Annotated in this window: 25 protein-coding genes and 1 pseudogene; 21 read left to right on the top strand and 5 right to left on the bottom strand. The window is 47.5% G+C overall.

Features of this window, described 5'->3' with window-relative positions; all coding sequences use genetic code 11:
- Positions 1-89 precede the first annotated feature (89 nt).
- The 11 genes and pseudogenes from NSB28_RS02150 to NSB28_RS02100 all read left to right on the top strand — a co-directional run bounded on the left by NSB28_RS02150 (position 90) and on the right by NSB28_RS02100 (position 10,662).
- Positions 90-968, top strand: coding sequence for a YicC/YloC family endoribonuclease (locus NSB28_RS02150; RefSeq protein ID WP_109624423.1), 879 nt, complete (start codon positions 90-92; stop codon positions 966-968).
- Between the two features lie 9 nt (positions 969-977).
- Positions 978-1,262: a DUF370 domain-containing protein gene (locus NSB28_RS02145; protein ID WP_109624424.1), complete on the top strand. Its 285-nt coding sequence runs from the start codon at positions 978-980 to the stop codon at positions 1,260-1,262.
- A complete protein-coding gene (gene gmk, locus NSB28_RS02140) occupies positions 1,255-1,878 on the top strand; it encodes a guanylate kinase (RefSeq protein WP_109624425.1) in 624 nt (207 codons plus the stop codon). Before NSB28_RS02145 ends, gmk begins: the two co-directional genes overlap by 8 nt.
- A 74-nt stretch (positions 1,879-1,952) precedes the next feature.
- Positions 1,953-2,183, top strand: a pseudogene (gene rpoZ, locus NSB28_RS02135) (DNA-directed RNA polymerase subunit omega); the annotation flags it as partial.
- A 146-nt stretch (positions 2,184-2,329) separates the two neighbouring features.
- Positions 2,330-2,932 carry an HdeD family acid-resistance protein gene (locus tag NSB28_RS02130; protein ID WP_109624427.1) on the top strand — a complete coding sequence of 201 codons (603 nt, stop codon included), beginning with the start codon at positions 2,330-2,332 and terminating at the stop codon, positions 2,930-2,932.
- 149 nt (positions 2,933-3,081) lie between these two features.
- Entirely contained in the window at positions 3,082-4,098 is a 1,017-nt protein-coding gene (trpD, locus tag NSB28_RS02125) for an anthranilate phosphoribosyltransferase (RefSeq protein WP_109624428.1), read from the top strand.
- Positions 4,099-4,118: 20 nt separating this feature from the next.
- Positions 4,119-5,444: a 30S ribosomal protein S12 methylthiotransferase RimO gene (rimO, locus tag NSB28_RS02120; protein WP_109624429.1), complete on the top strand. Its 1,326-nt coding sequence runs from the start codon at positions 4,119-4,121 to the stop codon at positions 5,442-5,444.
- Positions 5,441-5,977 (top strand): CDP-diacylglycerol--glycerol-3-phosphate 3-phosphatidyltransferase, encoded by a 537-nt coding sequence (pgsA, locus tag NSB28_RS02115; RefSeq protein WP_109624430.1) that lies wholly within the window; start codon positions 5,441-5,443, stop codon positions 5,975-5,977. The genes rimO and pgsA overlap by 4 nt, the downstream gene beginning before the upstream one ends.
- A gap of 43 nt (positions 5,978-6,020) precedes the next feature.
- On the top strand, positions 6,021-7,274 hold the full coding sequence (locus tag NSB28_RS02110; RefSeq protein ID WP_109624431.1) for a competence/damage-inducible protein A: 1,254 nt from the start codon (positions 6,021-6,023) through the stop codon (positions 7,272-7,274).
- A 33-nt stretch (positions 7,275-7,307) separates the two neighbouring features.
- Complete coding sequence (locus NSB28_RS02105; RefSeq protein WP_109624432.1) at positions 7,308-9,833, top strand: glycyl radical protein; 2,526 nt, start codon at positions 7,308-7,310, stop codon at positions 9,831-9,833.
- A 34-nt stretch (positions 9,834-9,867) separates the two neighbouring features.
- Positions 9,868-10,662, top strand: a complete 795-nt coding sequence (locus tag NSB28_RS02100; RefSeq protein WP_109624433.1) for a glycyl-radical enzyme activating protein — start codon at positions 9,868-9,870, stop codon at positions 10,660-10,662.
- Between the two features lie 31 nt (positions 10,663-10,693).
- Here the strand turns inward: NSB28_RS02100 and NSB28_RS02095 are convergent, their stop codons facing one another.
- Both NSB28_RS02095 and NSB28_RS02090 read right to left on the bottom strand, forming a co-directional pair.
- On the bottom strand, positions 10,694-10,969 hold the full coding sequence (locus NSB28_RS02095; protein WP_109624434.1) for a hypothetical protein: 276 nt from the start codon (positions 10,967-10,969) through the stop codon (positions 10,694-10,696).
- An 84-nt stretch (positions 10,970-11,053) separates the two neighbouring features.
- Positions 11,054-11,521 (bottom strand): hypothetical protein, encoded by a 468-nt coding sequence (locus tag NSB28_RS02090; RefSeq protein WP_109624435.1) that lies wholly within the window; start codon positions 11,519-11,521, stop codon positions 11,054-11,056.
- Positions 11,522-11,650: 129 nt separating this feature from the next.
- Between NSB28_RS02090 and NSB28_RS02085 the strand changes: the two genes are divergently transcribed.
- Positions 11,651-11,800 (top strand): hypothetical protein, encoded by a 150-nt coding sequence (locus tag NSB28_RS02085; protein ID WP_187374088.1) that lies wholly within the window; start codon positions 11,651-11,653, stop codon positions 11,798-11,800.
- Between the two features lie 174 nt (positions 11,801-11,974).
- Here NSB28_RS02085 and NSB28_RS24945 read toward each other — a convergent pair whose 3' ends face one another.
- Together NSB28_RS24945 and NSB28_RS02075 are read right to left on the bottom strand one after the other, a co-directional pair.
- Positions 11,975-12,250, bottom strand: coding sequence for a chorion class high-cysteine HCB protein 13 (locus NSB28_RS24945; protein WP_109624436.1), 276 nt, complete (start codon positions 12,248-12,250; stop codon positions 11,975-11,977).
- Positions 12,251-12,309: 59 nt separating this feature from the next.
- Positions 12,310-14,028 (bottom strand): S8 family peptidase, encoded by a 1,719-nt coding sequence (locus NSB28_RS02075; RefSeq protein WP_109624437.1) that lies wholly within the window; start codon positions 14,026-14,028, stop codon positions 12,310-12,312.
- Between the two features lie 90 nt (positions 14,029-14,118).
- On the opposite strand from NSB28_RS02075, the gene NSB28_RS02070 reads away from it, so the two are divergent.
- The 4 genes from NSB28_RS02070 to NSB28_RS02055 all read left to right on the top strand — a co-directional run bounded on the left by NSB28_RS02070 (position 14,119) and on the right by NSB28_RS02055 (position 18,465).
- Positions 14,119-15,021, top strand: a complete 903-nt coding sequence (locus NSB28_RS02070) for a S8 family peptidase (protein ID WP_109624438.1) — start codon at positions 14,119-14,121, stop codon at positions 15,019-15,021.
- Positions 15,022-15,126: 105 nt separating this feature from the next.
- Complete coding sequence (locus NSB28_RS02065; RefSeq protein ID WP_109624439.1) at positions 15,127-16,515, top strand: beta/alpha barrel domain-containing protein; 1,389 nt, start codon at positions 15,127-15,129, stop codon at positions 16,513-16,515.
- Between the two features lie 35 nt (positions 16,516-16,550).
- On the top strand, positions 16,551-17,204 hold the full coding sequence (locus tag NSB28_RS02060) for a GntR family transcriptional regulator (protein WP_109624799.1): 654 nt from the start codon (positions 16,551-16,553) through the stop codon (positions 17,202-17,204).
- Between the two features lie 49 nt (positions 17,205-17,253).
- Positions 17,254-18,465, top strand: a complete 1,212-nt coding sequence (locus NSB28_RS02055; RefSeq protein ID WP_109624440.1) for an NADP-dependent isocitrate dehydrogenase — start codon at positions 17,254-17,256, stop codon at positions 18,463-18,465.
- Positions 18,466-18,491: 26 nt separating this feature from the next.
- Here NSB28_RS02055 and NSB28_RS02050 read toward each other — a convergent pair whose 3' ends face one another.
- Positions 18,492-20,420, bottom strand: a complete 1,929-nt coding sequence (locus NSB28_RS02050; RefSeq protein WP_109624441.1) for an ABC-F family ATP-binding cassette domain-containing protein — start codon at positions 20,418-20,420, stop codon at positions 18,492-18,494.
- Between the two features lie 178 nt (positions 20,421-20,598).
- On the opposite strand from NSB28_RS02050, the gene NSB28_RS02045 reads away from it, so the two are divergent.
- The 5 genes from NSB28_RS02045 (at position 20,599) to NSB28_RS02025 (ending at position 25,926) form a co-directional block, all read left to right on the top strand.
- Entirely contained in the window at positions 20,599-21,918 is a 1,320-nt protein-coding gene (locus NSB28_RS02045) for an aspartate kinase (RefSeq protein WP_109624442.1), read from the top strand.
- 136 nt (positions 21,919-22,054) lie between these two features.
- On the top strand, positions 22,055-22,702 hold the full coding sequence (locus tag NSB28_RS02040; RefSeq protein WP_109624443.1) for a redox-sensing transcriptional repressor Rex: 648 nt from the start codon (positions 22,055-22,057) through the stop codon (positions 22,700-22,702).
- 82 nt (positions 22,703-22,784) lie between these two features.
- Complete coding sequence (locus NSB28_RS02035; RefSeq protein ID WP_109624444.1) at positions 22,785-24,302, top strand: NAD(P)H-hydrate dehydratase; 1,518 nt, start codon at positions 22,785-22,787, stop codon at positions 24,300-24,302.
- A gap of 17 nt (positions 24,303-24,319) precedes the next feature.
- Positions 24,320-25,477 carry an alanine racemase gene (alr, locus tag NSB28_RS02030; protein ID WP_109624800.1) on the top strand — a complete coding sequence of 386 codons (1,158 nt, stop codon included), beginning with the start codon at positions 24,320-24,322 and terminating at the stop codon, positions 25,475-25,477.
- 101 nt (positions 25,478-25,578) lie between these two features.
- Positions 25,579-25,926, top strand: a complete 348-nt coding sequence (locus NSB28_RS02025) for a type II toxin-antitoxin system PemK/MazF family toxin (RefSeq protein ID WP_109624801.1) — start codon at positions 25,579-25,581, stop codon at positions 25,924-25,926.
- Positions 25,927-25,953 lie beyond the last annotated feature (27 nt).

The raw sequence follows: 25,953 nt of genomic DNA, 5'->3' as shown, positions 1-25,953 counted from the left end.
TGTTGACGGTGAAGTGCCTTTGTTTTATAATATTTTTAATGTGGCAGCTTGTGGCCTGTCACAAAACGAATTGAAATGGGCGAATGAATATGATAAAAAGTATGACAGGTTTTGGAAGAGGTGAAATCATCCAAAATGAGCGAAAGTTTACAGTTGAGATGAAGGCGGTCAATCACAGGTATTTTGATGTGAATATCCGTATGCCTAAGAAGCTCGGGTTTTTTGAGGCAAGCATCCGCACTCTTTTAAAGGAATATATCCAGAGGGGAAAGGTGGATGTCTTTATAACGTATGAAGACTATACCCAGTCCAATGTGTCACTGAAGTATAATGAGGCAGTGGCAGGGCAGTATCTGAAGTATTTTAAGCAGATGTCGGAAACCTTTGGCCTTGAAAATGATATCAGGGTATCTGCCCTGGGAAGATGTCCGGAAGTATTTACTATGGAAGAAGAGACTGCTGATGAAGAAGAGATATGGGGAGTTTTAAAGGGAGCCCTCATCCAGGCCTGTGTCCAGTTTACCAGTTCCAGAGAGCGTGAGGGCGAAGTGCTCAAAGCTGACCTTCTGCAGAAGCTCGCAGGGATGAGAAGCGATGTGGAAGCAGTGGAAGAACGCTATCCGCAGATCATGGAGGATTACCGGGCATCTCTTCACGAAAAAGTTGGGGAGCTGCTGCAGGATTCACAGATAGATGAGAACAGGCTGGCTTCAGAAGTCATTCTCTATGCGGATAAGATATGTACTGATGAAGAGACTGTGCGTCTTAAGAGCCATATTGATTCTATGGCCGCCTCGCTGAATGAGGGAGGGGCAGTGGGCAGGAAACTGGATTTTATTGCCCAGGAGATGAACAGAGAAGCGAACACCATTTTATCCAAGGCAAATGACCTTACGACATCTAATATCGCCATAAATCTCAAGACAGAGATTGAAAAAGTGCGTGAGCAGATACAGAACATAGAATAGGATAAGACAATGGCTAGATTGATAAACATAGGTTTTGGAAATGTGGTTAATTCTGACAAGGTAGTTGCCGTGGTCAGTCCGGATGCCGCGCCCATAAAGCGTCTGGTGCAGAGAGCAAAAGAGGCAGGCAGCATAATTGATGCCACACAGGGGCGGAGGACAAAGGCTGTTATAATCACCGAGGAAGACCATATAGTGTTATCGGCGCTGCAGCCTGATACGATAACAAAGCGCTTTGCCGTGCTGGATCTGGACGGCAGGGCAGAGGCAGAGAGAGGAGATAGCGATGAGTAGGAAAGGAATCCTGATGGTGCTTTCCGGATTTTCCGGCGCCGGCAAGGGGACTCTTGTGAAAGGGCTTCTGGAGAGATATGACAATTATGCATTATCTGTCTCAGCTACCACAAGAAAGCCACGGGCAGGGGAGGAAGACGGAAAGGCGTATTTTTTTAAAACTGTGGAAGAATTCGAGAACATGATAGAGGAGGATTCTTTTATAGAATATGCAAAGTACGTGGATAATTACTACGGAACTCCCAAGGAATATGTGCAGAAGAAGCTGGATGAAGGGAAAGATGTGATACTGGAGATTGAGATCCAGGGTGCGCTTAAAGTAAAAAAGGCTTACCCGGATACCCTGCTGCTGTTTGTAATGCCTCCCAGCGCGGCGCTGCTGCGGGAGAGGCTGACCGGGAGAGGTACCGAGTCTGAGGATGTGATAGCGTCCCGGCTGGCAAGAGCTGTCCAGGAGGCTGAAGGGATAGAGGAATATGATTATCTTGTGATCAATGATGATCTGGACACATGTATCAGGGAGCTTCACGGAATTATACAAAGTGAGCACTGCAGCGTGGAACGCAATCAGGAGATCATCGGGCAGATGCGCCGTGAACTGAAAGCGTTTGAATAGACGCATAAAAGTATGTGCACTGTTATGGTATTAAGTAAAATGAATATAGAAAAGCAAACGAGAGGAGAAATAATATGTTACATCCATCCTACACAGATTTAATGAAAATCGTAAACAGCGAGGTTGAACAGGGAGATACACCTGTAGTCAACAGCCGCTATTCTATCGTCATGGCTACAGCTAAGAGGGCCAGGCAGATCATCGGGGGAGCGGAGCCGCTTGTATATGCGGCAGGGAAGAAACCGCTTTCTGTAGCAGTGGAAGAGCTGAATAAGGGTAAGATCAAAGTCCTCGGTGAGGATGAGATGGCTGACAAGGAAGAGATCGCCCAGGCAGAGGCTATGCTGGGGATGAACGACAATATGCAGCTGGCGGAGGAAGACGGCGGCTCAGAGGATACAGAGACAGAAGAATAAAGAGTTTGGGGTGATTGCCAAAGAGGGAGGCGGATATGAAAGATATGAAGGCGTTTAAAAACGCTTACAGCCTTATGGCTGTTACAGATATTATATTTGGTATTGTGCTGCTTATCTGGCCGGATGTATCTATGAAGACTTTCTGTTATGTTCTGGGGGTCATGAGCGTTATTTTCGGGCTGGTCCATATCATCATCTATTTTACACGTGATAAGATGCAGGCAATGCTTCAGATGGATATGGTATCAGGTATCTGTCTGCTGGCGTTTGGAATTTTTGTGCTGGTAAAGCCTGAGTTCATTATATCTATTCTGCCGTTTGTAGTTGGTGTGATCATGCTTCTCGGGGCAGTTGTGAAGTTCCAGAACTGTCTTGATATGAAGAAGCTGGGATTTACGAAGTGGTATCTTATCCTGGTGGCATCGCTGCTCATGGTAGGGGTGGGCATCATACTGGTGATCAACCCATTTGAAGCAGCAGAAGTCATGATGATCCTGCTCGGGGCGGGGCTGTTGGCTGACGGTCTGATCAGTCTTTTTGATATCTTTATGCTCAACAGCCTTGTCAAGAAGGCAAAGAAAGCTGCCAGTGAGGCGGAGGCCGCTATCATAACAGAGGAGCCTGGCAGAAAGTCATAGGAAAATATAAAGTCCAGATTTCTTACACAGAAACCTGGATTTTTCTATTCTTTATTGACCTTTTTGTTTTAAAATAGTACAATATTTGTAACTGTTTGATATGATGTAAAAATTAACGATCACAAAGTGAAGATAGAGGAGAGGTCAGCATGAAGAGATTTATCAAGGAAGTAGTAGAAGGCCGTTCGCTGCCCATGGAGGACGCTATGAGCGCCATGGAGATGATGCTGAGCGGCAAAGCCACACAGGCTCAGATAGCGGCATTTCTGACAGGGCTCAGAATGAAGGGTGAGACATTGGATGAGATCGTAGGATGCGCCACTGTGCTCAGGGACAAAGCAGAACATATCTCCCCAAAGGTGGAAAATTATGTAGATATAGTAGGAACAGGCGGTGACTGCAGTTACTCATTTAATATTTCAACTACATCGGCGTTTGTGGCGGCAGGCGCCGGAGTTCCTATCGCCAAGCACGGGAACCGTTCTATTTCAAGCAAAAGCGGTTCGGGCGATGTGCTGGAATCCCTGGGTGTTAACATTATGGCGGAGCCTAAGGAGGTAGAGAAGGCTGTTGAGGAGATAGGCATTGGTTTCATGTTTGCCCAAGTATTCCACAAATCCATGAAGAACGTGGGGCAGGCCAGAAGTGAGATGGGGATCCGTTCTATATTCAATATCCTGGGACCTCTCTCCAATCCATCAGGTGCGAAGAATCAGGTGATTGGTGTATTTAACCCTGAGCTTGTAGAGGTATTTGCCCAGGCAATGCGCATTATGGGAGTTGACAGGGCTCTTGTAGTCAGTGCAAAGGACGGAATGGATGAGATCTCTACAGCAGCCGACACTGTAGTCTCTGAGATCAGGGACGGACAGGTTATCAATTATGTTCTGACCCCGGAGCAGTTCGGTATGCGCAGGACGATACTGGAATGTCTTCAGGGAGGGGACGCCAGGATCAACGCGGCTATTACGAAAGATATCCTGAAAGGATCTGTGGGACACCGGCGTGATGTGGTGCTTCTGAATGCAGGCGCAACGATCTATGTGGGCGGTAAGGCTGATTCAATCGAGGAAGGTATTGAACTGGCCAAAGAGTCTATCGATTCAGGTATGGCACTAAAGAAATTAGAGGATCTGATTGCATTCAGCAATCAGCCCCGCCAATAATCAAATTATGAGGAGCTTTTATGAAATTACTTTTTATTTCCCTGGGCTGTGACAAGAATCTTGTAGATTCAGAACGCATGCTGGGAATACTGGCAAAAGAGGGATATGAACTGACTGACGAAGAGTCAGAGGCAGATATAATAGTTATTAATACATGCTGTTTCATCAACGATGCTAAGGAAGAGAGCATACAGAACATTCTGACAATGGCTGAGTACAGAAAGGAAGGAAGCTGCAGGGCGCTGATTGTCACAGGATGTCTGGCTCAGAGGTACAGGGCTGAGATCATCGATGAGATCCCTGAGGTGGATGCAGTGCTTGGCACCACTTCTTTTGATGATATCCTGGAAGCGGTGAAAAAGGCTCTTGGGGGTGAACACCTGCTGGAATTCAAGGATCTGGACCTGCTGCCTCAGGTAAAATCAAAGAGGATTTTAACTACAGGAGGCCATTATGCCCACCTGAAAATTGCAGAAGGGTGTGACAAGCACTGTACTTATTGTATTATTCCTAAGATTCGTGGCAATTATAGAAGTATACCGATGGAAGAGCTGGCGGCTGAGGCGGAGGAACTAGCTTTGGAGGGAGTCAGGGAGCTGATTCTTGTAGCCCAGGAGACTACGCTTTACGGGGTGGACCTGTATGGCAGAAAAAGTCTTCACCTGCTGCTGAAAAGGCTCTGCCAGATCAGTGGTATACGATGGATCAGGATACTTTACTGCTATCCGGAGGAGATCTATGATGAACTTATACAGACTATGAAGGAAGAACCTAAGATCTGCCACTATCTGGATCTGCCTATCCAGCATGCCAATGATACCATACTTAGAAGGATGGGGCGGCGTACCAGCAAGGCCCAGCTCACAGCTATCGTAGAGAAGCTGCGCAGGGAGATACCGGATATCATCCTGAGGACTACGCTCATCAGCGGTTTCCCAGGGGAGACTGAGGAGCAGCACGAAGAGCTGGCTGCCTTTATCGATCAGATGGAATTTGACAGGCTTGGGGTATTTGCATATTCCCCTGAGGAAGATACGCCTGCCGCCTTGATGGATGACCAGGTCGATGAGGAAGTCAAGCTGGACCGCAGGGATGAGCTGATGGAGCTCCAGCAGGAGATCGCTTTTGAAAAGGCGGCCGACAGAGTGGGGATGACAGTCCTGGCTATGGTAGAAGGAAAAGTGGCGGATGAGAATGCCTATGTGGCAAGAACCTATGGGGATGCACCGGGTGTTGATGGCTATTTGTTCATCAATACTGATGAGACACTTGTTTCGGGAGATTTTGTCAGGGTCAGGATAACCGGGGCTTTAGAATATGATTTGATAGGAGAGATAGCCGAATGAATACGCCTAATTTATTAACTATTTTGAGAATTGTACTCATTCCGTTTTTTGTATTTTTCATGCTGGCCGGCGGATCTGAGTATTCGAAATGGATTGCACTGGCTATCTTTGCAGTAGCCAGCCTGACTGACACTCTTGACGGGTATCTGGCCAGAAAAAACCATCAGGTGACTAATTTCGGGAAATTTATGGATCCTCTTGCAGACAAGCTTTTAGTATGTTCCGCAATGATCTGCCTGATCGATTCGGGAAAGCTGGCAAGCTGGATCGTCATAATCATTATCAGCAGGGAATTTATCATCAGTGGATTCAGGCTGGTGGCTGCTGACAATGGTATCGTGATCGCGGCAAGCTGGTGGGGCAAGCTGAAGACGGTTTCTCAGATGACGATGATCATATTGCTGATCGCAGATCTGGGAGGTATATTTACAACACTGGAGATCGTGGTCACTTATATAGCGCTGGTGCTGACAGTAGTCTCACTGGTGGATTATATTTGGAAGAATAAACAGGTCCTTTCCATGCAGGGATAAAGGAGCAGAGTCAGTGGACTGTTTATAAAATTGAGGAGAACGTATGATAGTAGAATTGATTAGCGTAGGAACAGAGCTTTTACTTGGAAACATTGTCAATACAAATGCGGCATATCTTGCGGAGAAATGTGCTCTGCTGGGACTTTCAATGTACCATCAGTCTGTGGTGGGAGACAATGAAGAGCGTCTTGCAGAAACTATAAAGACGGCAGCCGGGCGTTCTGACGTGGTCATCTTAAGCGGAGGCCTTGGGCCAACGAAGGATGATCTTACAAAAGAGGTGGCTGCAAAGGTGATGGGATATGAGCTTGTTGAGGATGCCCATACAAAAGCCAGGATTGAAGAATACTTTAAGAACAGCCAGTTTAAGATCATAACGGATAATAACTGGAAGCAGGCGCTCATTCCGGAAGGAGCCATCGTGGTGGACAATAAGAACGGCACAGCTCCCGGCCTTATAATGGAAAAGGATGGGAAATCTGTAATCCTGCTGCCAGGGCCTCCAAATGAGCTGGTGCCGATGTTTGAACAGGATATTTTTCCGTACCTGAATAAACTCCAGCCTGAGATCATATGTTCTGCCATGGTAAAGATCTGCGGTCTGGGTGAAAGCTATGTGGAGACTCAGATAGCAGACCTGATTGAGAATCAGACAAATCCAACCATAGCCCCATATGCAAAGACGGGGGAAGTCCACCTGAGGATCACTGCCAAGGCAGGTGATGAAAAGGAAGCTAAGAAGCTGATAAAGCCTGTTGTCAAGGAACTCAGGAACCGCTTTGGCTCTAATATCTATACGACAGACGAGAGCAAGACTCTGGAGGAGGCTATTGTTGACCTGCTCCTGGAGAAGCAGCTGACACTCACCACAGCAGAATCCTGCACCGGCGGCATGCTGGCGGCAAGGCTTACTAATGTGCCGGGAGTCTCCGAGGTTTTCAAGCAGGGACTTGTCACATACAGCAACAGGGCTAAACGCAAGCTGCTGGATGTTAAGAAAAACACACTGAAGGACTGTGGAGCAGTCAGTGATAAGACTGCCAAGGAGATGGCCAAAAACGGAGCGTTTATTACAGGCTCTGACATCTGTGTCTCTGTGACGGGAATAGCAGGACCTGACGGCGGCACAGAAGAAAAGCCGGTTGGTCTTGTGTATATGGCCTGTTCTTACAATAATAAGGTCACTGTAAAAGAATTCCACTTTAAGGGTGAGCGCAGCAAGGTAAGAGAAAGTTCTGTTGTAAATGCGCTGACCTTAGTCAGAGAGTGTATTCTGGCAGATGATGCAAAACAGTAAAGCAGACGGAACATACTATAAAGGAGAAGGCGCATGAAGAATTACTATGACGGTGATATTGCCAGGAGTCCCAGGATTGCCAGGCTGATCGAAGACCTCTATGACCACCTGCCTGTTATCGAAGCTGAGAGGGCTGTTATTCTTACTGAGAGCTATCAGGAGACAGAAGGTGAACCTGTTATTATCCGCAGAGGAAAAGCGTTTGAGAAGATATGTCATGAGCTGCCCATTACGATCAGGCCGGGAGAGCTGGTCGTCGGCAGCAATACAAAGACAGCCAGAGGGTGCCAGGTGTTCCCTGAATATTCTTTTGAATGGCTGGAAGCGGAATTTGACACAGTGGAGAAGAGGAGCGCGGATCCATTTTATATTTCCGATGAGACGAAGGAGCAGCTTCATGAGGTCTATAAGTACTGGAAAGGAAAGACCACAAGTGAGCTGGCCACTTCCTATATGGCAGAAGAGACTCTCAGAGCCATGGAGCACAATATTTTTACGCCCGGCAACTATTTCTATAATGGAATAGGTCATTTTACGGTGAAGTATGAGGAAGTGCTGGAATCAGGCTTCGAGGGCATTATCGAGAAGGCGGAGAAAGAGCTTCACAGGCTGAAGGTGTCTGATGAGGATTACCAGAAGCGTTCAAGCTTTTTAAAAGCTGCCATCATGAGCTGCCAGGCTGCTATTGATTATGCGCACCGTTATGCACTGCTGGCAGCCAGTGAGGCAGAAAAGTGTAAGGATGAGGTGAGAAAGAAGGAGCTGCTTCAGATCGCCGCAAACTGCGCCAGGGTTCCGGGCAGGCCGGCAACATCTTTCTATGAGGCATGCCAGTCATTCTGGTTTGTTCAGATGCTGCTTCAGACTGAATCTTCAGGACATTCTATCTCACCGGGAAGATTTGACCAGTATATGTATCCGTATTACGAGGCGGATATGAAAGCCGGAAAGATCACTAGAGAATTTGCCCAGGAACTGATGGATTGTATATGGGTGAAATTAAATGACTTAAATAAGTGCAGGGATGCAGGAAGCGCTGAAGGCTTTGCAGGATACAGCCTGTTCCAGAATCTCATAGCGGGCGGACAGGACGCTGAGGGAAATGACGTGACAAATGATCTCTCATTTATGTGCATAGAGGCCTCCATGCATGAGCAGCTTCCCGCACCGTCCCTGTCTGTGAGGGTATGGAACGGGACACCTGATGAATTTCTTATCAAGGCAGCCAAACTGACGAGAACGGGTATCGGCCTGCCTGCTTATTATAATGACGAGGTAATCATCCCGGCTATGATGAGCAGAGGGGTAAGCCTTGAGGATGCACGTACATATAATATTATCGGCTGTGTAGAGCCGCAGGCACATGGAAAGACGGATGGCTGGCACGATGCTGCATTCTTTAATATGCTGCGCCCGCTGGAGCTTGTATTCTCAAGCGGTTTTGAGCTGGGTGAGCAGGTCGGGCCGAGGACTGCAGATATAGCAGGCATGAAGAGTTTTGATGAGTTCTACGATGCGTACAAAGAGCAGATGGAATATTTCATAGGCCTTATGGTTAATGCAGATAACAGTATTGATGTGGCTCATGCAGAGCGCTGTCCGCTGCCTTTCCAGTCAAGTATGATAGATGATTGTATTGGCAGAGGAAAATCCCTTCAGGAGGGCGGGGCAGTCTATAATTTTACAGGTCCCCAGGGATTTGGAATCGCCAATGCCGCTGATTCTCTTTATGCCGTCAAAAAACTTGTGTTTGAAGATAAGAAGCTGACACTGGAAGAGTTTAAAGAGGCTCTGGATGACAATTTTGGAAAAGGCATCAGTCCGCAGAGGGTGGAAGAGCTGACAGCCAGGATAGCAGAACAGCTTGGCAGGGCAGGAGTGCAGGCGGGTGAAAATGAGATCGCTGTGATAGCAAAAACTGTCAGGGAAACGCCAGTTCCGGCAGAGAAGCAGGAGAAGTATGACAGGCTGCTGCAATGGATAGATGAATTGCCCAAGTACGGGAATGACATAGAATGGCTGGATATGTTTGCAAGAGATGTGGCTTATACATATACGAAGCCTCTTGAGAAGTACAGAAATCCCAGGGGGGGACAGTATCAGGCGGGACTTTATCCTGTGTCTGCCAATGTGCCTTTAGGGGCTCAGACAGGGGCAACACCTGATGGGCGTCTTGCAAACACTCCGATCGCAGACGGGGTGGGGCCTGTTCAGGGCAAGGATGTAAGCGGGCCTACAGCTACGGCTAATTCTGTGGCGCGGCTGGATCATTTTATTGCTTCCAACGGAACTTTGTTTAACCAGAAATTCCATCCTTCAGCTTTGAGCGGAATAGAAGGCCTTACTAAATTTGTATCGCTTATCAGAGGATTTTTTGACCAGAAAGGTATGCATATGCAGTTTAATGTAGTCAGCCGGGAGACGCTCCTGGATGCTCAGGCACATCCTGAGAATTACAAGACCCTGGTGGTGCGTGTGGCGGGCTACAGCGCATTATTTACCACATTGTCACGTTCTCTTCAGGATGACATCATCAACAGGACCATGCAGACATTTTGATTGAATAAATGATTGAATAAAAACAGGAGCCTATATGGAAAAAGAGTATTTAAAGCAGACGGGAAGGATATTTGATATCCAGCGTTTTTCAATCCATGACGGACCCGGTATCAGGACTATCGTTTTCCTGAAAGGGTGTGCTTTAAGATGCAAATGGTGCTGTAATCCGGAGTCACAGAGCTATGAGATACAGACAATGATCCAAAATGGAAATGAAAAGATCATAGGCAGGGATGTGACAGTTGAAGAGGTAATGGATGAGGTGAGAAAAGACATGCCTCATTACAGGCGCTCTCAGGGAGGGCTTACACTCTCAGGCGGCGAATCACTTCTGCAGCCTCAGTTCGCCTCATGCCTCCTCCAGGCGGCTAAAGACCTGGGATTGAATACGGCCCTGGAGTCAACAGGTTTCGCATCATACGAGACGATCAGAGATATGATCCTGCCGTGGCTGGACTTATACCTGATGGATATCAAGCATGTGGACAGGGCTAAACACAAGCTGTTTACAGGGCAGTCTAATGAACTCATCCTGGAAAATGCAAAAAAGATTGCGGGGTCAGGACAAAAACTTATAATCAGAGTACCTGTTATTCCCACATTTAATGATACCCCTTCAGAGATCCTGGAGATAGCCCAGTTCGCAAGAAGCCTGAAGGGGGTAAAGCAGCTGCACCTTCTGCCGTATCACAGGCTGGGGCAGGATAAATATGATGGACTTGGACGTGAATATACACTGGAGCATATTGAACCGCCGTCAAATGAGCATATGGAAATGCTGGCCGGAGTAGCCAGGACCACAGGGCTCCATGTACAGGTGGGAGGCTGAGTCAGAAGGCAACAGATGAAGGCGGTTACTGTTACTGCATCATCTTCATCATATTCCGGACCTTTTCCATCCGGGCGATCTCCTCTTTGGATTTGCCCTCTTTCATGACATTGATGATCGTGTCGACCTCATCGGAGGTGAATTTTACACCTTTAGATTTAGACTGTGAAGCTGCTGCCAGCAAAAAGGGCAGCAGCTCTTTTTGCGATTTGCTCTGAGACTGTTCTGTCAGCGCCAGGAGCATCTGCAGTTTTGTTTTATCGATACCCTTGAGATTTGGGTGATTCATCCAGCTGTTATCTTCCATAATAAAACTCCTTTCTTTGTGGCAAAGATAGTGTTGCAGGGTCCTGCAAACATGTGTGTCCGGCCCGTAAACGCAAAAGCAGCCCTAAGGCTGTTCTTTTTCAGAGCCTCCCCCTTCGCCCCCTTCAGAAGCGTCAGGAGTGAACATAGATTCATATGCAGAAAACATAGCCTGCTGTTCCGGGGAGAGAAATGCACTCATCATATCTTCAGGTGAGCTGCCGCCATCTGTGAAAGCGTTCATCATGCTCATGATCTGTATCATACTCATTGCCTGTTCGATATTCTCACGCTGGGATTTTCCGGCATAGTTTTTTATGTCGTCCAGCATATCCGTCATGGAAAATTTTCCTTCGGACTGTGTGTGTATGCTCATTTCACCGGAACTGTTAAAAAAAGAGAGGATATTCTGGATTTCTATGACCTTGATGAAAACGGCAAAGAATCTTTGATTTTTTCCTCCCAGATAGGGGAGCATTGCTTTTAACATCTGCAGCTGTTCTCCGCCGGCAATTTTATCAAGAGCTGTAAAAGGCATTGCTTCTTCATCCATAGGCCACATCCTTCTTTTTTCAAAAGTATATGCCCAAACCGGCAAAAGTATGACAGAACACTGCCTCAGTCATATGATATATAAGGGGCGCCTTCATGCGCTCCCTTAAAAATGACAGGAGGCAGGTTTATGAGACATCATTTAGTCATAGATGGAAATGCATTTTACGAAGTGGATGATGACTGCATGGCGGCAAAAAAACAGAAAGAAGAAGAGAGGCTGAAAAAGGCAGCGGAAGAAAAAAAGAAAAAATCACGCAAAGATAAAAGTGAAGAATAAAACGTGGAAAGCATTATATAATCAAAATTAAAAACACCGGGGTCCATGTAAAACTGACACATGGCTCCCGGTATTTTTTTCCGGCAGTTTCCGGACAGGATACAGGAGCCTGTCCTGTCTGCGGAAAAAGAAGGGGGAGCTGCACGCATGCAGCTCCCCGGACTTCTCAGCTGATTAGCAGAGGGATGTTCCGCATCCACATCCGCATCCACATCCTGAATTGTTGCCGTTGCCATTGCCACAGCAGCAGAGCAGGAGAAGGACGATCAGGATACAGCTGTCGCCGCCGCCACATCCGCAGCCGCCTGAAGAACCCAGACCACCGCCGCCACAGCAGCAAAGCAGGATAATAATCCATAAGAAGTTGTTTCCGCATCCAGAATTACATCCACATCCATTGTTTCCACCTTCACATCCACATCCACAGTTTGTTGCAGCTAAATCACTCATTTTTGTTCCTCCATTAATTAATGATTACACTTCATGATATGACGGGGGTTCCATTTTTGTTACATCAAAGATTCAAATATTTGATAAACATTTAAAGTTCCATATCCCCACTCTTTATTTGGATAGGTAAGATTAGGAAAACGGGTAGCTCCGCGGATCAAATAATTTTTTACGGCTATGGGAGTGAGTATGCTTGGAAGCGGTCTTTTTGTGCCCCACTCCACCAGCAGCGCCACAGCTCCGGCAGTGATCGCTGCTGCTGTGCTGGAACCGGTCCTGGTGCTGTAGCGTCCGCCCGGAACAGGCCCGTATACATCCACCCCCGGGGCGGCCAGGTCCGGCTTGATGCCTCCTGTCCTGGTAAAGCCCCGGCTTGAATTGATGAAGAGGCTGTTATTGTATGCATTGTAGGTGCAGACACTTATGGAGCTGGCAGAAGCGGACGGTGCGGTGATAGTTGTATCAGGGTTGGGTGCCAGAAATACGGTTCCGGGAGAGATCATGCCGGAAGCAGGCAGCCAGATATTAAAGGAACCCTCTGTATATACGTTGTTGTGGATACTGATAGTCCAGATGCCTTCTGTTGGAAGCCGGAACCTGATCAGGATCAGCTGGCTGCCTGACTTTATCTCCACAAGTTCGTAGTATACGTAGACAGTGGTCCGCTCCAGAAGGAAGCTGTAAGTGGCATTCTGTCCGGGACGGGCCTGGATAATAGGCACGGTTTCTCCCAGGGGCGAGGTGAGGGATATGGAATAAAGCTCAGGCGCCTGTGCCCAGAATTCCAGGCTGAAGCCCTCTGTACTGTCATCAACCAGGATTTCAACCCTGCGCACCTCATCGGCCCGGTCCAGTTTTCCAAAGTAGTGATGGCCCTTTCCGGCTTCATTGCCAGCCGCTATACAGCCGTAGTAGCCAGGAAGGGAAGTATACCCTGAAAGGACGGAGGAGAGAGGATCATTGCCGGCATGGTCCCCCTGGTTGCTGCCAAGGCCTATGCACAGCACGAGCGGCATCCTGTTTTGCTCTGCCAGCCGCATGAGGTAATTGATCCCCATAAGGATATCCGTCTCCTGATAAACCTCGGATTCAGGAGGGACAAAGAAGAAATCCTTCAGATACTGTTTAGCCGGCTTTAATTTAACTACGGCGAGTGTACATTCAGGAGCGGCTCCTATAAAGTCCTCCTCAGGATTTGGACTGCCTCCTGCCACACCCGCCATAAAGGTGCCGTGTCCGGTGGGATCCTCCATGGGTATCAGCTCCCTGGGATCATCAAGAGAAAGGGCGGCGTTGATATCCTCAGGCGTGTATTCAGTTCCATAGTACATGTCGACAGGAGGCGTGCCGCCCTGGTCTGTCTGATCCCAGATACCGGCCAGCCGCGTCCGGCCGTCCCCTGTGCGGAAGGCCGGATGGGTGAAGTCGATTCCCGTATCTACAAAACCGATCATGATATTCTGGCCTTTGAGGCTTAAGACAGGCTGGTTTTGTACAGAGATGATGCCGGAGGCCTCAAGGCTGGTCGTGTTCAGAGGAGTAAAGAGGGAGGGCACACCGGAATATCCTACCTGGCGTATAAAGGCATCATTTGTCAAAGAGAGAGGGGAGTGGACCATTCCATAGCGCCCTCCCAGGATCTGTGCCCCTTCTGCAAGGTACATTTCAAGAAATTCAGCTTCAGACAGGGAAGTGTGGGGAATAATGATATCTGCATAGTCATTGGAAAGTATGAGATTACGCCGGTATTCCAATGAGGTATAATCTGTATTTGGCATAATACCACCATTATATATTTTTATTTTCTATATCATATGGGGCGTGAAAAGATGTGAGTACATATAATAATAAAAAAACGGAATAAGAATATGAATCGTGTCAGAATGATTATACATGCCGGGGAGGCATACAGAAGAGGCATCCGGGGGAAGGGAATCGGGGTGGCAGTTCTGGATACGGGGATCTACAGGCATCCAGATTTTGGAGGGAGAATATTACAGTTTAAAGACATACTGCGCGGTATGCAGGACTGCTATGATGACTGTTCCCACGGGACACACGTATCAGGTATTCTTGGAGGCAGCGGCCTCTCATCAAACGGAGTCTATATGGGGGTCGCCCCTGAATGCAGTATAATCCATGTAAAGGTCCTGGACAGAAAAGGAAATGGGAACAGGGATGATGTGCTAAAAGGTATAGACTGGGTCATTGAAAATAAGGAGCGGTATGGTATCCGTATTATGAATATATCTGTTGGGACAGTAAAAGAAGATGAGAAGAATAACAAACTTCTTGTTGATGCTGTAGAGAAAGCTTGGGATGCAGGGCTTGTAGTCGTAGTAGCAGCCGGAAATATGGGGCCGGAGCCTATGAGCATAACAGTTCCGGGCAACAGTAAAAAAGTCATTACAGTGGGATCTTTTGATGACTGCATGAAGCAGCCGAAAGATCCCTCAGTACGTCCCTGCTATTCAGGGAGAGGGCCGACTCTGGAATGTGTCTGCAAGCCGGATATTGTAGCACCTGGTTCCGGGATCACCTCCTGCAATGCCGTATCCTTTAAAAATAAAAACCTCTACTGCGTCAAAAGCGGCACCTCCATGGCCACGCCTGTTGTATCCGGCTGCCTGGCATTGCTGCTGGAGAGGGAGCCGGAGCTTACAAATGTGGAAGTTAAGATGAGGCTGAGAGAGACGGCAAAAAACCTGGGTTATCCCAACAGCCAGCAGGGGTGGGGAATGATTGATGTCAGGAGGCTTTTAAAACTTTAGTGTAAAAAAGCATTAACGCGGAAAATATTTTTTCTTTTACCTATTGACAGAAATCGTATAATTGTATACAATTATACGAAAATACCATACCAAGGAGTAGATGAAATGGAAAACAGAAAAGTTAAAATGGATCAGCACACAAATCTGCTGCAGTTAGAGGAGCACATGTATCCGCTTGTTGATGTAAAGACACCGAACGTATTCAGAAACCTGTTTCCTTACGATGAAGTGCCTAAAATAGCATTCAATGACCGTATTGTGCCGCACCACATGCCTGATGATATCTGGATTACCGACACTACTTTCCGGGATGGACAGCAGTCGAGGGCTCCATATACCACAGAGCAGATAGTGGCGCTGTATGATTATATGCACAGGCTTGGCGGCCCAAAGGGAAAGATTAAACAGAGTGAATTTTTCCTGTACAGCAAGAAGGACAGGGACGCTGTCTATAAATGCATGGAACGCGGATATGAGTTTCCGGAAGTCACCAGCTGGATCCGCGCCAGCAAAAAGGATTTTGAGCTTGTCAAGGATATAGGCATGAAGGAGACAGGTATTCTGGTGAGCTGTTCAGACTACCATATCTTTTATAAGATGAAGATGACCAGAAAAGAGGCTATGGAGCATTACCTGAGCATTGTAAAAGATTGTCTTGAGATAGGGATAAGCCCCAGATGCCATCTGGAAGATGTGACAAGAGCTGATATCTACGGATATGTGATTCCTTTCTGCCTGGAGCTTATGAAGCTGATGGAGCAGTATAATATTCCGATCAAGATCCGCTGCTGCGACACTATGGGTTATGGTGTAAATTATGCCGGGGCCGTGATACCGCGCTCTGTCCAGGGTATCATCTATGGGATCATGACACATGCCGGCGTGCCCTCAGAGCTGATCGAATGGCATGGACATAATGACTTTTATAAGGCCGTGTCCAACTCTACGACAGCTTGGCTGTACGGCGCCTGCGGAGTCAACTGCTCCCTGTTCGGTATCGGCGAGAGGACAGGAAATACTCCTCTGGAAGCCATGGTCTTTGAATATGCCCAGCTGCGCGGCACTCTGGACGGCATGGATACACGGGTGATCACAGAGATGGCCGAGTATTATGAAAAAGAGATAGGATACCATATCCCCTCCAGGACTCCGTTTGTAGGCAGGAATTTTAATGTGACAAGAGCCGGAATCCATGCTGACGGACTGTTAAAAAATGAGGAGATCTACAATATATTTGATACTGATAAATTCCTGAACAGACCTGTGCTGGTGGCAGTCTCAAATACCTCCGGCCTGGCAGGCATTGCCCACTGGATCAACACCTACTACAAGCTGTCGGAGGATAAGAGGCTGAGCAAGGATCATCCGCTGATTGCCATGGTCAAGGAGTGGGTGGATAAAGAGTATGAGAGCGGCCGTGTCACTGTTCTGACAGATAATGAGCTTGTAAAGGTTATAGATGAGAGCTGCCGGAAACTTAATATAGTTCTGTAGGCGGGGGGAACGAAAAATTGGCTGACAATTATTCTATGCGCAGCCGCGTCTTTAACAGGCTGCGCGAAGACATCCTCACAGGGAAGTACAAGAAAAATGATGAGCTGCGGGAAGCGGCGATAGGAGAGGAGCTGGGGGTCAGCAGGACCCCTGTCAGGGAGGCGCTGCATCAGCTGGAGCTGGAAGGCCTTGTTGAGATCATACCAAACCGGGGTGCCTATGTGGTGGGGATCACCTCTGCAGATGTGGAAGATATTTACATGATACGCGCCAGGCTGGAAGGGCTGTGCGCGCGTCTGGCAGCAGAGCGTGTCAGCACAGAGCAGATGGGGGAGATGGAAGAGATCCTCATGCTTTCCAGATTCCACGAGGAAAAAAAGCATTATTCCCAGCTTTTTGAGCTGGACAGCCGTTTCCATGAGGTGCTTTTTGCCTCCTGCGGCAGCAAGATACTGGAGCATGTCCTGGACGACTTCCACCATTATATCCAGATGGTCAGAAAAAGGTCCTTAACAGTAGAAAACAGGGCGGAGAAGGCCACGAAGGAACATGAGGCTATCTATGCAGCCATAAAGAGCCATGACGGGGATAAAGCAGACGAATTGGCTACGCTTCACATCATGAATGCAAGAAAAAATATGAAAAATCATAATTTAGGGAACATTTTGGATAAAAATGTGTTAGACTAGAAAGGTATCTACCCCCCGTGGGAAAGAAGCAAAGGACAGGAGGATAAGAATGGATAAAATCAAGATGACGACCCCGCTGGTGGAGATGGACGGGGATGAAATGACAAGAGTTCTCTGGAAAATCATAAAGGACGAGCTGCTTCTTCCTTTTGTTGATCTGAAGACAGAGTATTATGATCTGGGCCTTGAACACCGCAATGAGACAGATGACCAGGTTACATTTGACAGCGCCTACGCTAATAAGAAATACGGTGTGGCTGTAAAATGTGCTACAATTACCCCAAATGCGGCAAGAGTAAAGGAATATAATCTCAAAGAAATGTGGAAAAGCCCGAATGGGACTATCCGTGCCATTATGGATGGAACTGTCTTCCGTACCCCAATCGTGGTAAAAGGGATCGAGCCCTGCGTGAAAAACTGGAAGAAGCCTATCACCCTGGCAAGACATGCCTACGGGGATGTCTATAAAGCATCTGAGATGAAGGTTGCGTGCGCAGGAAAAGCAGAGCTTGTATTTACAGCTGAGGACGGCACAGAGACAAGAGAGCTGATCCATGAATTTAAAGGCCCGGGTATCCTTCAGGGTATGCACAATCTGGAAAGCTCCATTGAGAGCTTTGCAAGAAGCTGCTTTAATTATGCCCTGGATACAAAGCAGGATCTGTGGTTCGCAACAAAAGACACGATTTCCAAGAAATATGACCACACATTTAAAGACATATTCCAGGAGATCTACGAAGCTGAGTATGACGGAAAGTTCAAAGATGCCGGCATTACATACTTCTATACTCTGATAGATGATGCCGTGGCGCGTGTCATGAAGTCAGAAGGCGGATATATCTGGGCATGTAAAAATTATGACGGCGATGTTATGAGCGATATGGTATCTTCAGCGTTTGGATCTCTTGCCATGATGACCTCCGTACTCGTATCTCCGGAAGGCAATTTCGAGTATGAAGCAGCACATGGAACAGTGCAGAGGCATTATTATAAGCATCTGAAGGGCGAGGAGACATCTACCAACTCTGTGGCAACTATATTTGCATGGAGCGGCGCTTTGCGCAAGCGCGGAGAACTGGACGGCATTCAGGAGCTGATGGATTTTGCGGATAAGCTGGAAGCAGCTACTATAGAGACGATTGAGGACGGGAAAATGACAAAAGACCTTGCACTCATCACTTCGATCCAGAACCCGGTTGTATTAAACAGCCAGGACTTTATAAAGGCAGTCAGGGAGAAACTGGAAGAAAAATTGAAATAAAGGCAAGAGTTAGAAGAGCTGGCAGATTATTCCGCCAGCTCTTCCCATTTCTCATACAATTTTTCTAACTCTTCATTAATAGCCGTCTTTTCATTATTCAGCTTCAGACACTCAGCTACGTTCGTAAAGATTTCTTCCTGGGTCATAAGCGTATCGATCTCGCTGTCTCTTACTTCCAGCTGGTGGATCCGTTCTTCGGTCCTTTTAAGTTCATTCTGGCGTTTGCGTATCCTCGCCTGCTCTTCCTTTTTCTGCTGCCAGTCTGATTTAGAGTCAGGACTTCCTGTATTCGGCGTGGCAGCGCCGTCTGATGAACCGGCGGAGCCCTCTTCTATATACAGAGAGGCCATAAGTTCTTTTTTCTCCAGATAATAATCATAATTTCCAATATAATTAAGCAGTATATTTCCAGTAAGCTCCAGGATCCTTGTGGCAGTCTGGTTGATAAAATAACGGTCGTGGGAGACATACAGAACTGTTCCTGTATACTGGTTTATAGCGTTTTCCAGGATCTCTTTGGAGACGATATCCAGGTGGTTTGTAGGCTCGTCGAGTATGAGGAAATTGGCCTCAGAGAGCATCAGCTTAGCCAGGGAGACACGTCCCCTTTCACCGCCGCTTAAATCCCGCACCAGCTTGAATACATCATCACCTGTGAAAAGGAAGGCAGCCAGCACGTTTCTGATCTCTGTGTTATTCATATTTGGATATTCATCTGAAATCTCTTCAAAAAGCGTCTTTTCCATATGAAGGACATGGTGTTCCTGATCATAATATCCGATATGGACCTTGCTGCCAAGTGTGAAGGAGCCGGAGTCTGCCGGGATCACACCGTTGAGTATTTTCAGAAGGGTAGTCTTGCCGGTCCCATTGTTGCCGATGATGGCGACTCTCTCCCCGCGTTTGATCTCAAAGTTCAGATCTGTGAAAAGCGTATTGTGGTCAAAGGATTTGGAGAGATGCTCTGCGGTCAGTACATCATTTCCGCTGGTGATACGTGGTTCCAGGTTTAGATGTATCTCTGAACTGACCTCTGTGGGTTTATCCAGGACCTCGATCTTATCCAGCATCTTCTCACGGCTCTCAGCACGCCTAATGGATTTTTCCCTGTTAAAGGAGCGCAGCTTTGCGATGACCTCCTCCTGATGTTTGATTTCCTGCTGCTGGTTTAAGTAAGCTTTCATCTGGATATCACGCAGCTGCTTTTTCTTCTCGGCGTATTGAGAATAGTTGCCGAGAAAGGTCGACACACAGCCGTTGTCGATCTCGATCACCTTTGTAACTACCTTATTCAGGAAGTATCTGTCATGGGCAACTATGATCACGGCTCCGCTGTAATTGAGCAGATACGTCTCCAGCCAGGCGATGGAATTCATGTCCAGGTGGTTGGTAGGCTCGTCGAGAAGGATGATGTCCGGTTTGGAGAGCAGCAGCTTGCCAAGAGCCACCCTTGTTTTCTGACCGCCTGAGAGGGTGTCCACGTGCCTGTCGAAATCCTCCGGGCCAAAACCAAGGCCCTTTAAGACGCCTGTGACCTCACTCTTATATGCATAGCCATTCTGCCTTTCAAATTCAGTCATCAGCCTGTTGTAGATCTCCAGCAGTGATGTGAGGGCTTCTCCTTCCAGCTCTTTCATATCGTGCTCCATGCAGCGGAGCCTCTTTTCCATTTCTATGATATCCTTTTTGACCTCCAGCAGCTCCTGGTAGATGGTATTTCCTGAAGAGACGGCCTCATGCTGGGCCAGATATCCGATGGTCTTTCCTTTTGAGAGAATGACTTCACCGGAGTCCGCCGGCAGCTTATTCATAATAATTTTTAACAGTGTGGATTTTCCGGCTCCGTTTATGCCGACTATGGCTGCTTTTTCCCTGTCTTCTATATGAAATGAGGCGTTTTTTAATATTTCATCTGTGGCAAAAGCCTTACAGATGTTCTGACATGCTAAAATCATGAGTGTTTCACCTGTTCCTTTATCTATAATAGTGCTTCAGAGTTCATTATAACGAAAAATATGATTTTTTCAATTAAAATTTTGGATGGCCCGCATAAATTTTTTCTGGACTATTGAAAAAAAGTGCGATAAGATATTTTTAATTCGCAATATGAGGATTTAGAGGAGGAACTAACTTATGAAAAAAGTAGTGAAGTTTGGCGGAAGCTCACTGGCAAGCGCTGAACAGTTTAAAAAGGTGGGCGATATCATACGTTCAGACGAAGGAAGAAGGTATGTGATCCCTTCCGCACCGGGTAAGCGCTTTTCAAATGATATTAAAGTGACAGATATGCTCTACGACTGTTATGAGACAGCAGTATCCGGCAAAAAATTCGCACAGAAGCTGGAAAAGATAAAAGAACGCTATGAAGAGATCATTAAAGGCCTTGATCTGACCTTGTCACTTGATGATGAGTTTGCCAGGATCCAGGAATCTTTTTTGGCAAAGGCAGGCAAGGACTATGCTGCTTCCCGGGGAGAATATTTAAATGGTATTGTCATGGCGGCATATCTTGGATATGAATTTGTAGATGCCGCGCAGGTCATTTTCTTTGACGAAGAAGGCAATTTTGATGCCGTAAAGACAGATAAAGCGCTTGCAGAGAGGCTGCAGGACGTGGAAAGGGCAGTTGTGCCGGGATTCTACGGTGCCATGGAAAATGGCTGCATAAAGACCTTTTCAAGGGGAGGCTCTGATGTGACAGGGTCCATCGTGGCCAAAGCTATCAGGGCAGACCTCTATGAGAACTGGACAGATGTTTCGGGATTCCTTGTTACTGATCCTCATATTATCGAGAATCCCGAGGTGATTGAGACCATCACTTACCGTGAGCTCAGAGAGCTGTCATACATGGGAGCTACAGTGCTTCATGAGGACGCCATATTCCCGGTCAGGAAAGAAGGCATTCCCATTAATATCCGCAACACGAACGCACCTGATGAAAAAGGGACTCTGATCGTAGAGAGTACCTGCAGGAAGCCTAAATATACGATTACCGGAATTGCCGGCAAGAAGGGTTTTGCATCCATTAATATAGAAAAAGATATGATGAATGCAGAAGTGGGATTTGGAAGAAAGGTTCTGGGAGTCTTTGAGGATAACGGTATTTCCTTTGAACATATGCCTTCAGGCATTGATACTATGACTGTCTACGTACACCAGTCTGAATTTGAAGAGAAGGAACAGAAGGTCCTTGCAGGGATCCACCGAGCTGTCCAGCCTGATTCTATTGATCTGGAGTCAGACCTGGCCCTGATTGCGGTTGTGGGCCGCGGAATGCGGGCTACAAGAGGGACTGCAGGCAGGATATTTTCAGCCCTGGCACATGCAAATATCAATATCAAGATGATAGACCAGGGTTCCAGCGAGCTTAATATTATCATTGGTGTACGCAATGAGGATTTTGAGACAGCAATAAAAGCAATTTACGATATATTCGTGACTACACAGCTTTAATGCTGAATTATAACAGCGCTTTGCGGAACAGTGGAAGGCTAAACTGTTATATAAAAATGTCACCTCAGGCTTAAAATGTTTGACATTAAATTATCATTCTAATATAATGGGTATAGCGAAAGAGGTGATATAATAAATGGAAGAGAAGGAAATCTCTAGGGCCGTCATTAAAAGGCTGCCGAGATATTACCGGTATTTGGGAGAGCTGCTGGAGAGCGGTGTGGAGAGGATTTCTTCAAATGAACTCAGTGAGAGGATGCAGGTGACTGCCTCGCAGATACGTCAGGACCTGAACAATTTCGGAGGCTTCGGCCAGCAGGGATACGGCTATAATGTAAAATTTTTGTATCAGGAAATTGCTAAGATACTTGGTCTTGATAAGACATATAATATGATTATCGTGGGAGCCGGAAATCTGGGGCAGGCCCTGGCAAATTACGTAAAGTTTGAGAAGAGCGGATTCCTGATCAAAAAACTCTTTGATGTGAATCCCAGGCTGCATGGCATGACGGTCAGGGGCATTGAGATACGGCTGATCGATGAGCTGCCCGAATACCTGCAGGAGAATGAGATACATATTGCAGCGCTTACCCTGCCAAAGGCAAATGCCAGAGAGATGGCGGAGCTGCTGGCTGAGAATGGGGTCAAGGCTATCTGGAATTTTGCACATACGGATCTGCACCTGCCGGAGGATGTGATCGTTGAGAACGTGCATCTGTCGGAGAGCCTTATGCAGTTATCTTATAACATCAGCAGATATGAACGCGACCATAATAAGAAATAGAGAACGAAGGTGTACGTATCAGGACAGGGTTCTGTCTTGGTGCGTATATTTGCGTTAGAGAAAGGAAGCAGGAGGTGATAAGGTGAGATACCTTGTGAATTCTGAAGAGATGAAGCGGTGCGACGGAAATACCATAAATGAATTCGGGATGCCTTCCCTTGTACTGATGGAGCGGGCCGCTCTGGCCGTATATGAAGAGCTGGTGAGCGGCGGCTTTGATCTGTCCCGGGTCCTGGTAGTGTGCGGGTCCGGCAATAACGGCGGCGACGGTTTTGCCATTGCCAGGCTTCTCCATCTGAGCGGGAAGAGGGTTGATGTGCTTTTTGCAGGAAAGCCGGAATCTCTTACCGAAGAAACGCAGATACAGAAGAAAATCTGCGAAAATTATGGTGTAAATGTTGGCAGTAACTTGAACATAAGTGAATATACTAGTATAGTAGATGCGCTCTTTGGGGTGGGGCTGTCCAGAAATATAGAAGGAAGGTACGCGGCATTGATCGGGGATATCAACCGGTCGGGCATTCCTGTACTGTCGGTGGATATCCCTTCAGGGATATCAGCTGACAGCGGCCACGTTATGGGTACTGCAGTTAAAGCAGCCAAGACCGTCACCTTTGCTTTTGAAAAAATAGGCCACATTCTGTATCCGGGAAGTGAATACTGCGGAGAGCTGAAGCTTTGCGCCATCGGAATAGATGACCGGGGATTTATGGGGCAGGTTCCCGGGGCTTTTACCTGGGAAGAGTCAGATATACCAAAGCTTCTCCCGGAAAGGAAGGCATATTCCAATAAGGGGACTTACGGACGGGGGCTTTTAGCTGCAGGCAGCAGGGATATGGCAGGCGCTGCCTGTCTTGCCGGCAAGGCAGCGTATAAAACAGGGACAGGTCTTGTGCGCATCTACTCAGAGGACTGCAACCGTCAGATATTACAGACACTCCTGCCTGAAGCGGTGCTGACCTCCTACCGGAAGGGTGAGGAGGGGGCAGCCCTGGCGGATGCGCTGCAGTGGGCAGATGCATGCGCCGTGGGGCCGGGTTTGTCTGTATCCTCTGAAAAACTGGAAATCCTGCAGACGATCATCAGGTCCGGAGATATTCCTGCAGTCCTGGATGCGGATGCGCTGAATCTTCTGAGCGTCCACATGGAGCTGCTAGAGGGACACAGACAGCCTCTTATACTGACACCGCATATTGGAGAGATGGCGAGACTGACAGGGATCAAGAAGGAGGAGCTGATCCTGGACCTGCCTGGATACTGCCATGATTTTGCCAGAAAAAATAATGTGGTCTGTGTCCTTAAGGATGCCAGGACAGTAGTATCAGATGGAAAGAGTATATACATAAATACAAGCGGAAATGACGGCATGGCTGCAGGCGGTTCCGGTGATGTGCTCTGCGGGCTGATACTGGGGCTGCTGGCTCAGGGAATCCCTCCCTTCAGGGCTGCAACAGCCGGGGTGTACCTGCACGGACTCGCCGGGGATGATGCAAGGCGGCGCTGCGGAGCAAGAGGAATGCTTGCAGGCGATATAGCTGAATCAGTGGGGGCGGTCATGTCATGGGATACAGAAGATGGAAGGGCCTCACAAGCAAAATAACAGGAGAACAAAAAGAGATGAAAAAACACAGCAGGGTCTATGCCGCTGTCGACATGGATGCCATAGCAGAGAATTTCAGGCAGATGAGGGAAAATATTAACAGGGATACTAAGATGATCGCAGTGATCAAAACGGACGGTTACGGGCATGGGGCCATACCTATAGCAAGAATGGCAGAGCAGTATGACTACATATGGGGTTATGCGGTGGCCACGGCGGAGGAAGCCCTGGAGATCAAAAAAGCGGGGCTTTTAAAGCCTGTATTGATTTTGGGGTATACTTTTGAAGAAGATTATGCCCGCCTGGTACGCCATCAGATAAGGCCGGTAGTATTTAAGCTCTCCACTGCAGGGAAGCTCTCAGAGGAGGCCTGCAGGCAGAACAAAGTGCTTCCCATCCATCTGGGCCTGGATACAGGGATGAGCAGGATAGGATTTCCTGACACGGCTGAAAGCATCGACATTATACGGAAGATCACTCAGATGCCTGGGATCGTTATCGAAGGGATATTCACCCATTTTGCAAGGGCGGATGAGTCAGACAAGACAAATGCCAGAAAGCAGCTTGTACGTTACCTGGAATTTACAGGAAAGCTGGAAGAGATGGGTATCCATATACCTGTACGCCACTGTTCCAACAGCGCCGGTATACTGGAAATGAGGGAGGCTAACCTGGATGCAGTCAGGGCGGGGATCACCATATACGGGATATATCCCTCAGAGGAGGTATCACGTGAAAGCCTGCCCCTCATGCCTGCCATGGAGCTGAAAAGCCATATCGTATACATTAAAGAGCTGGAGGAGGGAGTTCCTGTAAGCTACGGGGGAACCTTTGTCACAAGCAGGAGGACGGCGGTGGCAACCATACCTGTGGGATATGGTGACGGTTATCCCAGAAGCCTTTCAAACAGAGGCTGGGTCCTGATACACGGCAAAAAAGCTCCCATACTGGGCAGAGTCTGTATGGACCAGTTTATGGTGGATGTCACGGATATCCCCGAAGCAGGGGAGCTGGATGAAGTGACGCTCATGGGAAGAGACGGGGAGGAATTTTTGTCAGTAGATACTCTGGCCAAGCTTTCAGGCCGCTTCCCCTATGAGTTTGTATGTGATATAGGAAAGAGAGTACCACGCGTCTATTACCAGGACGGCAGGGCTGTTTTTGACAGGATATAGTTCCTGAAAGCCTTAACCGGAAAAATGCGTAAAAGCGAATACACAAGAGGAATATGGGAATACTTGTATTTATGAAACATAGGAATCGGAGTGTGAATTGTGTGGTTATAAGACGAGGAGATATTTTTTACGCAGATTTAAGGCCGGTTATCGGGTCAGAGCAGGGCGGCATAAGGCCGGTGCTCATCATTCAGAATGATATCGGGAATAAACACAGCCCCACTGTCATTTGCGCGGCTATCACATCCAAGATGAATAAGGCAAAGCTGCCTACACACGTGGAGATAGACGCCAGACGCTATGAGATAGTGAAGGATTCTGTCATTCTGCTGGAACAGCTCAGGACGATTGATAAGAAAAGATTAAAAGACAGAGTCTGCCATCTGGATGCAGAAATCTTAAAACAGGTTGATAAAGCCCTGAAAGTAAGCCTGGAACTGACTACATAGTCTTGACTAATGAAGGGGAAAATGATA

This window comes from Murimonas intestini (assembly GCF_024622195.1).
GTDB classification, from domain to species: domain Bacteria; phylum Bacillota; class Clostridia; order Lachnospirales; family Lachnospiraceae; genus Murimonas; species Murimonas intestini.
This window is presented reverse-complemented; position numbering and strand designations above follow the sequence as displayed.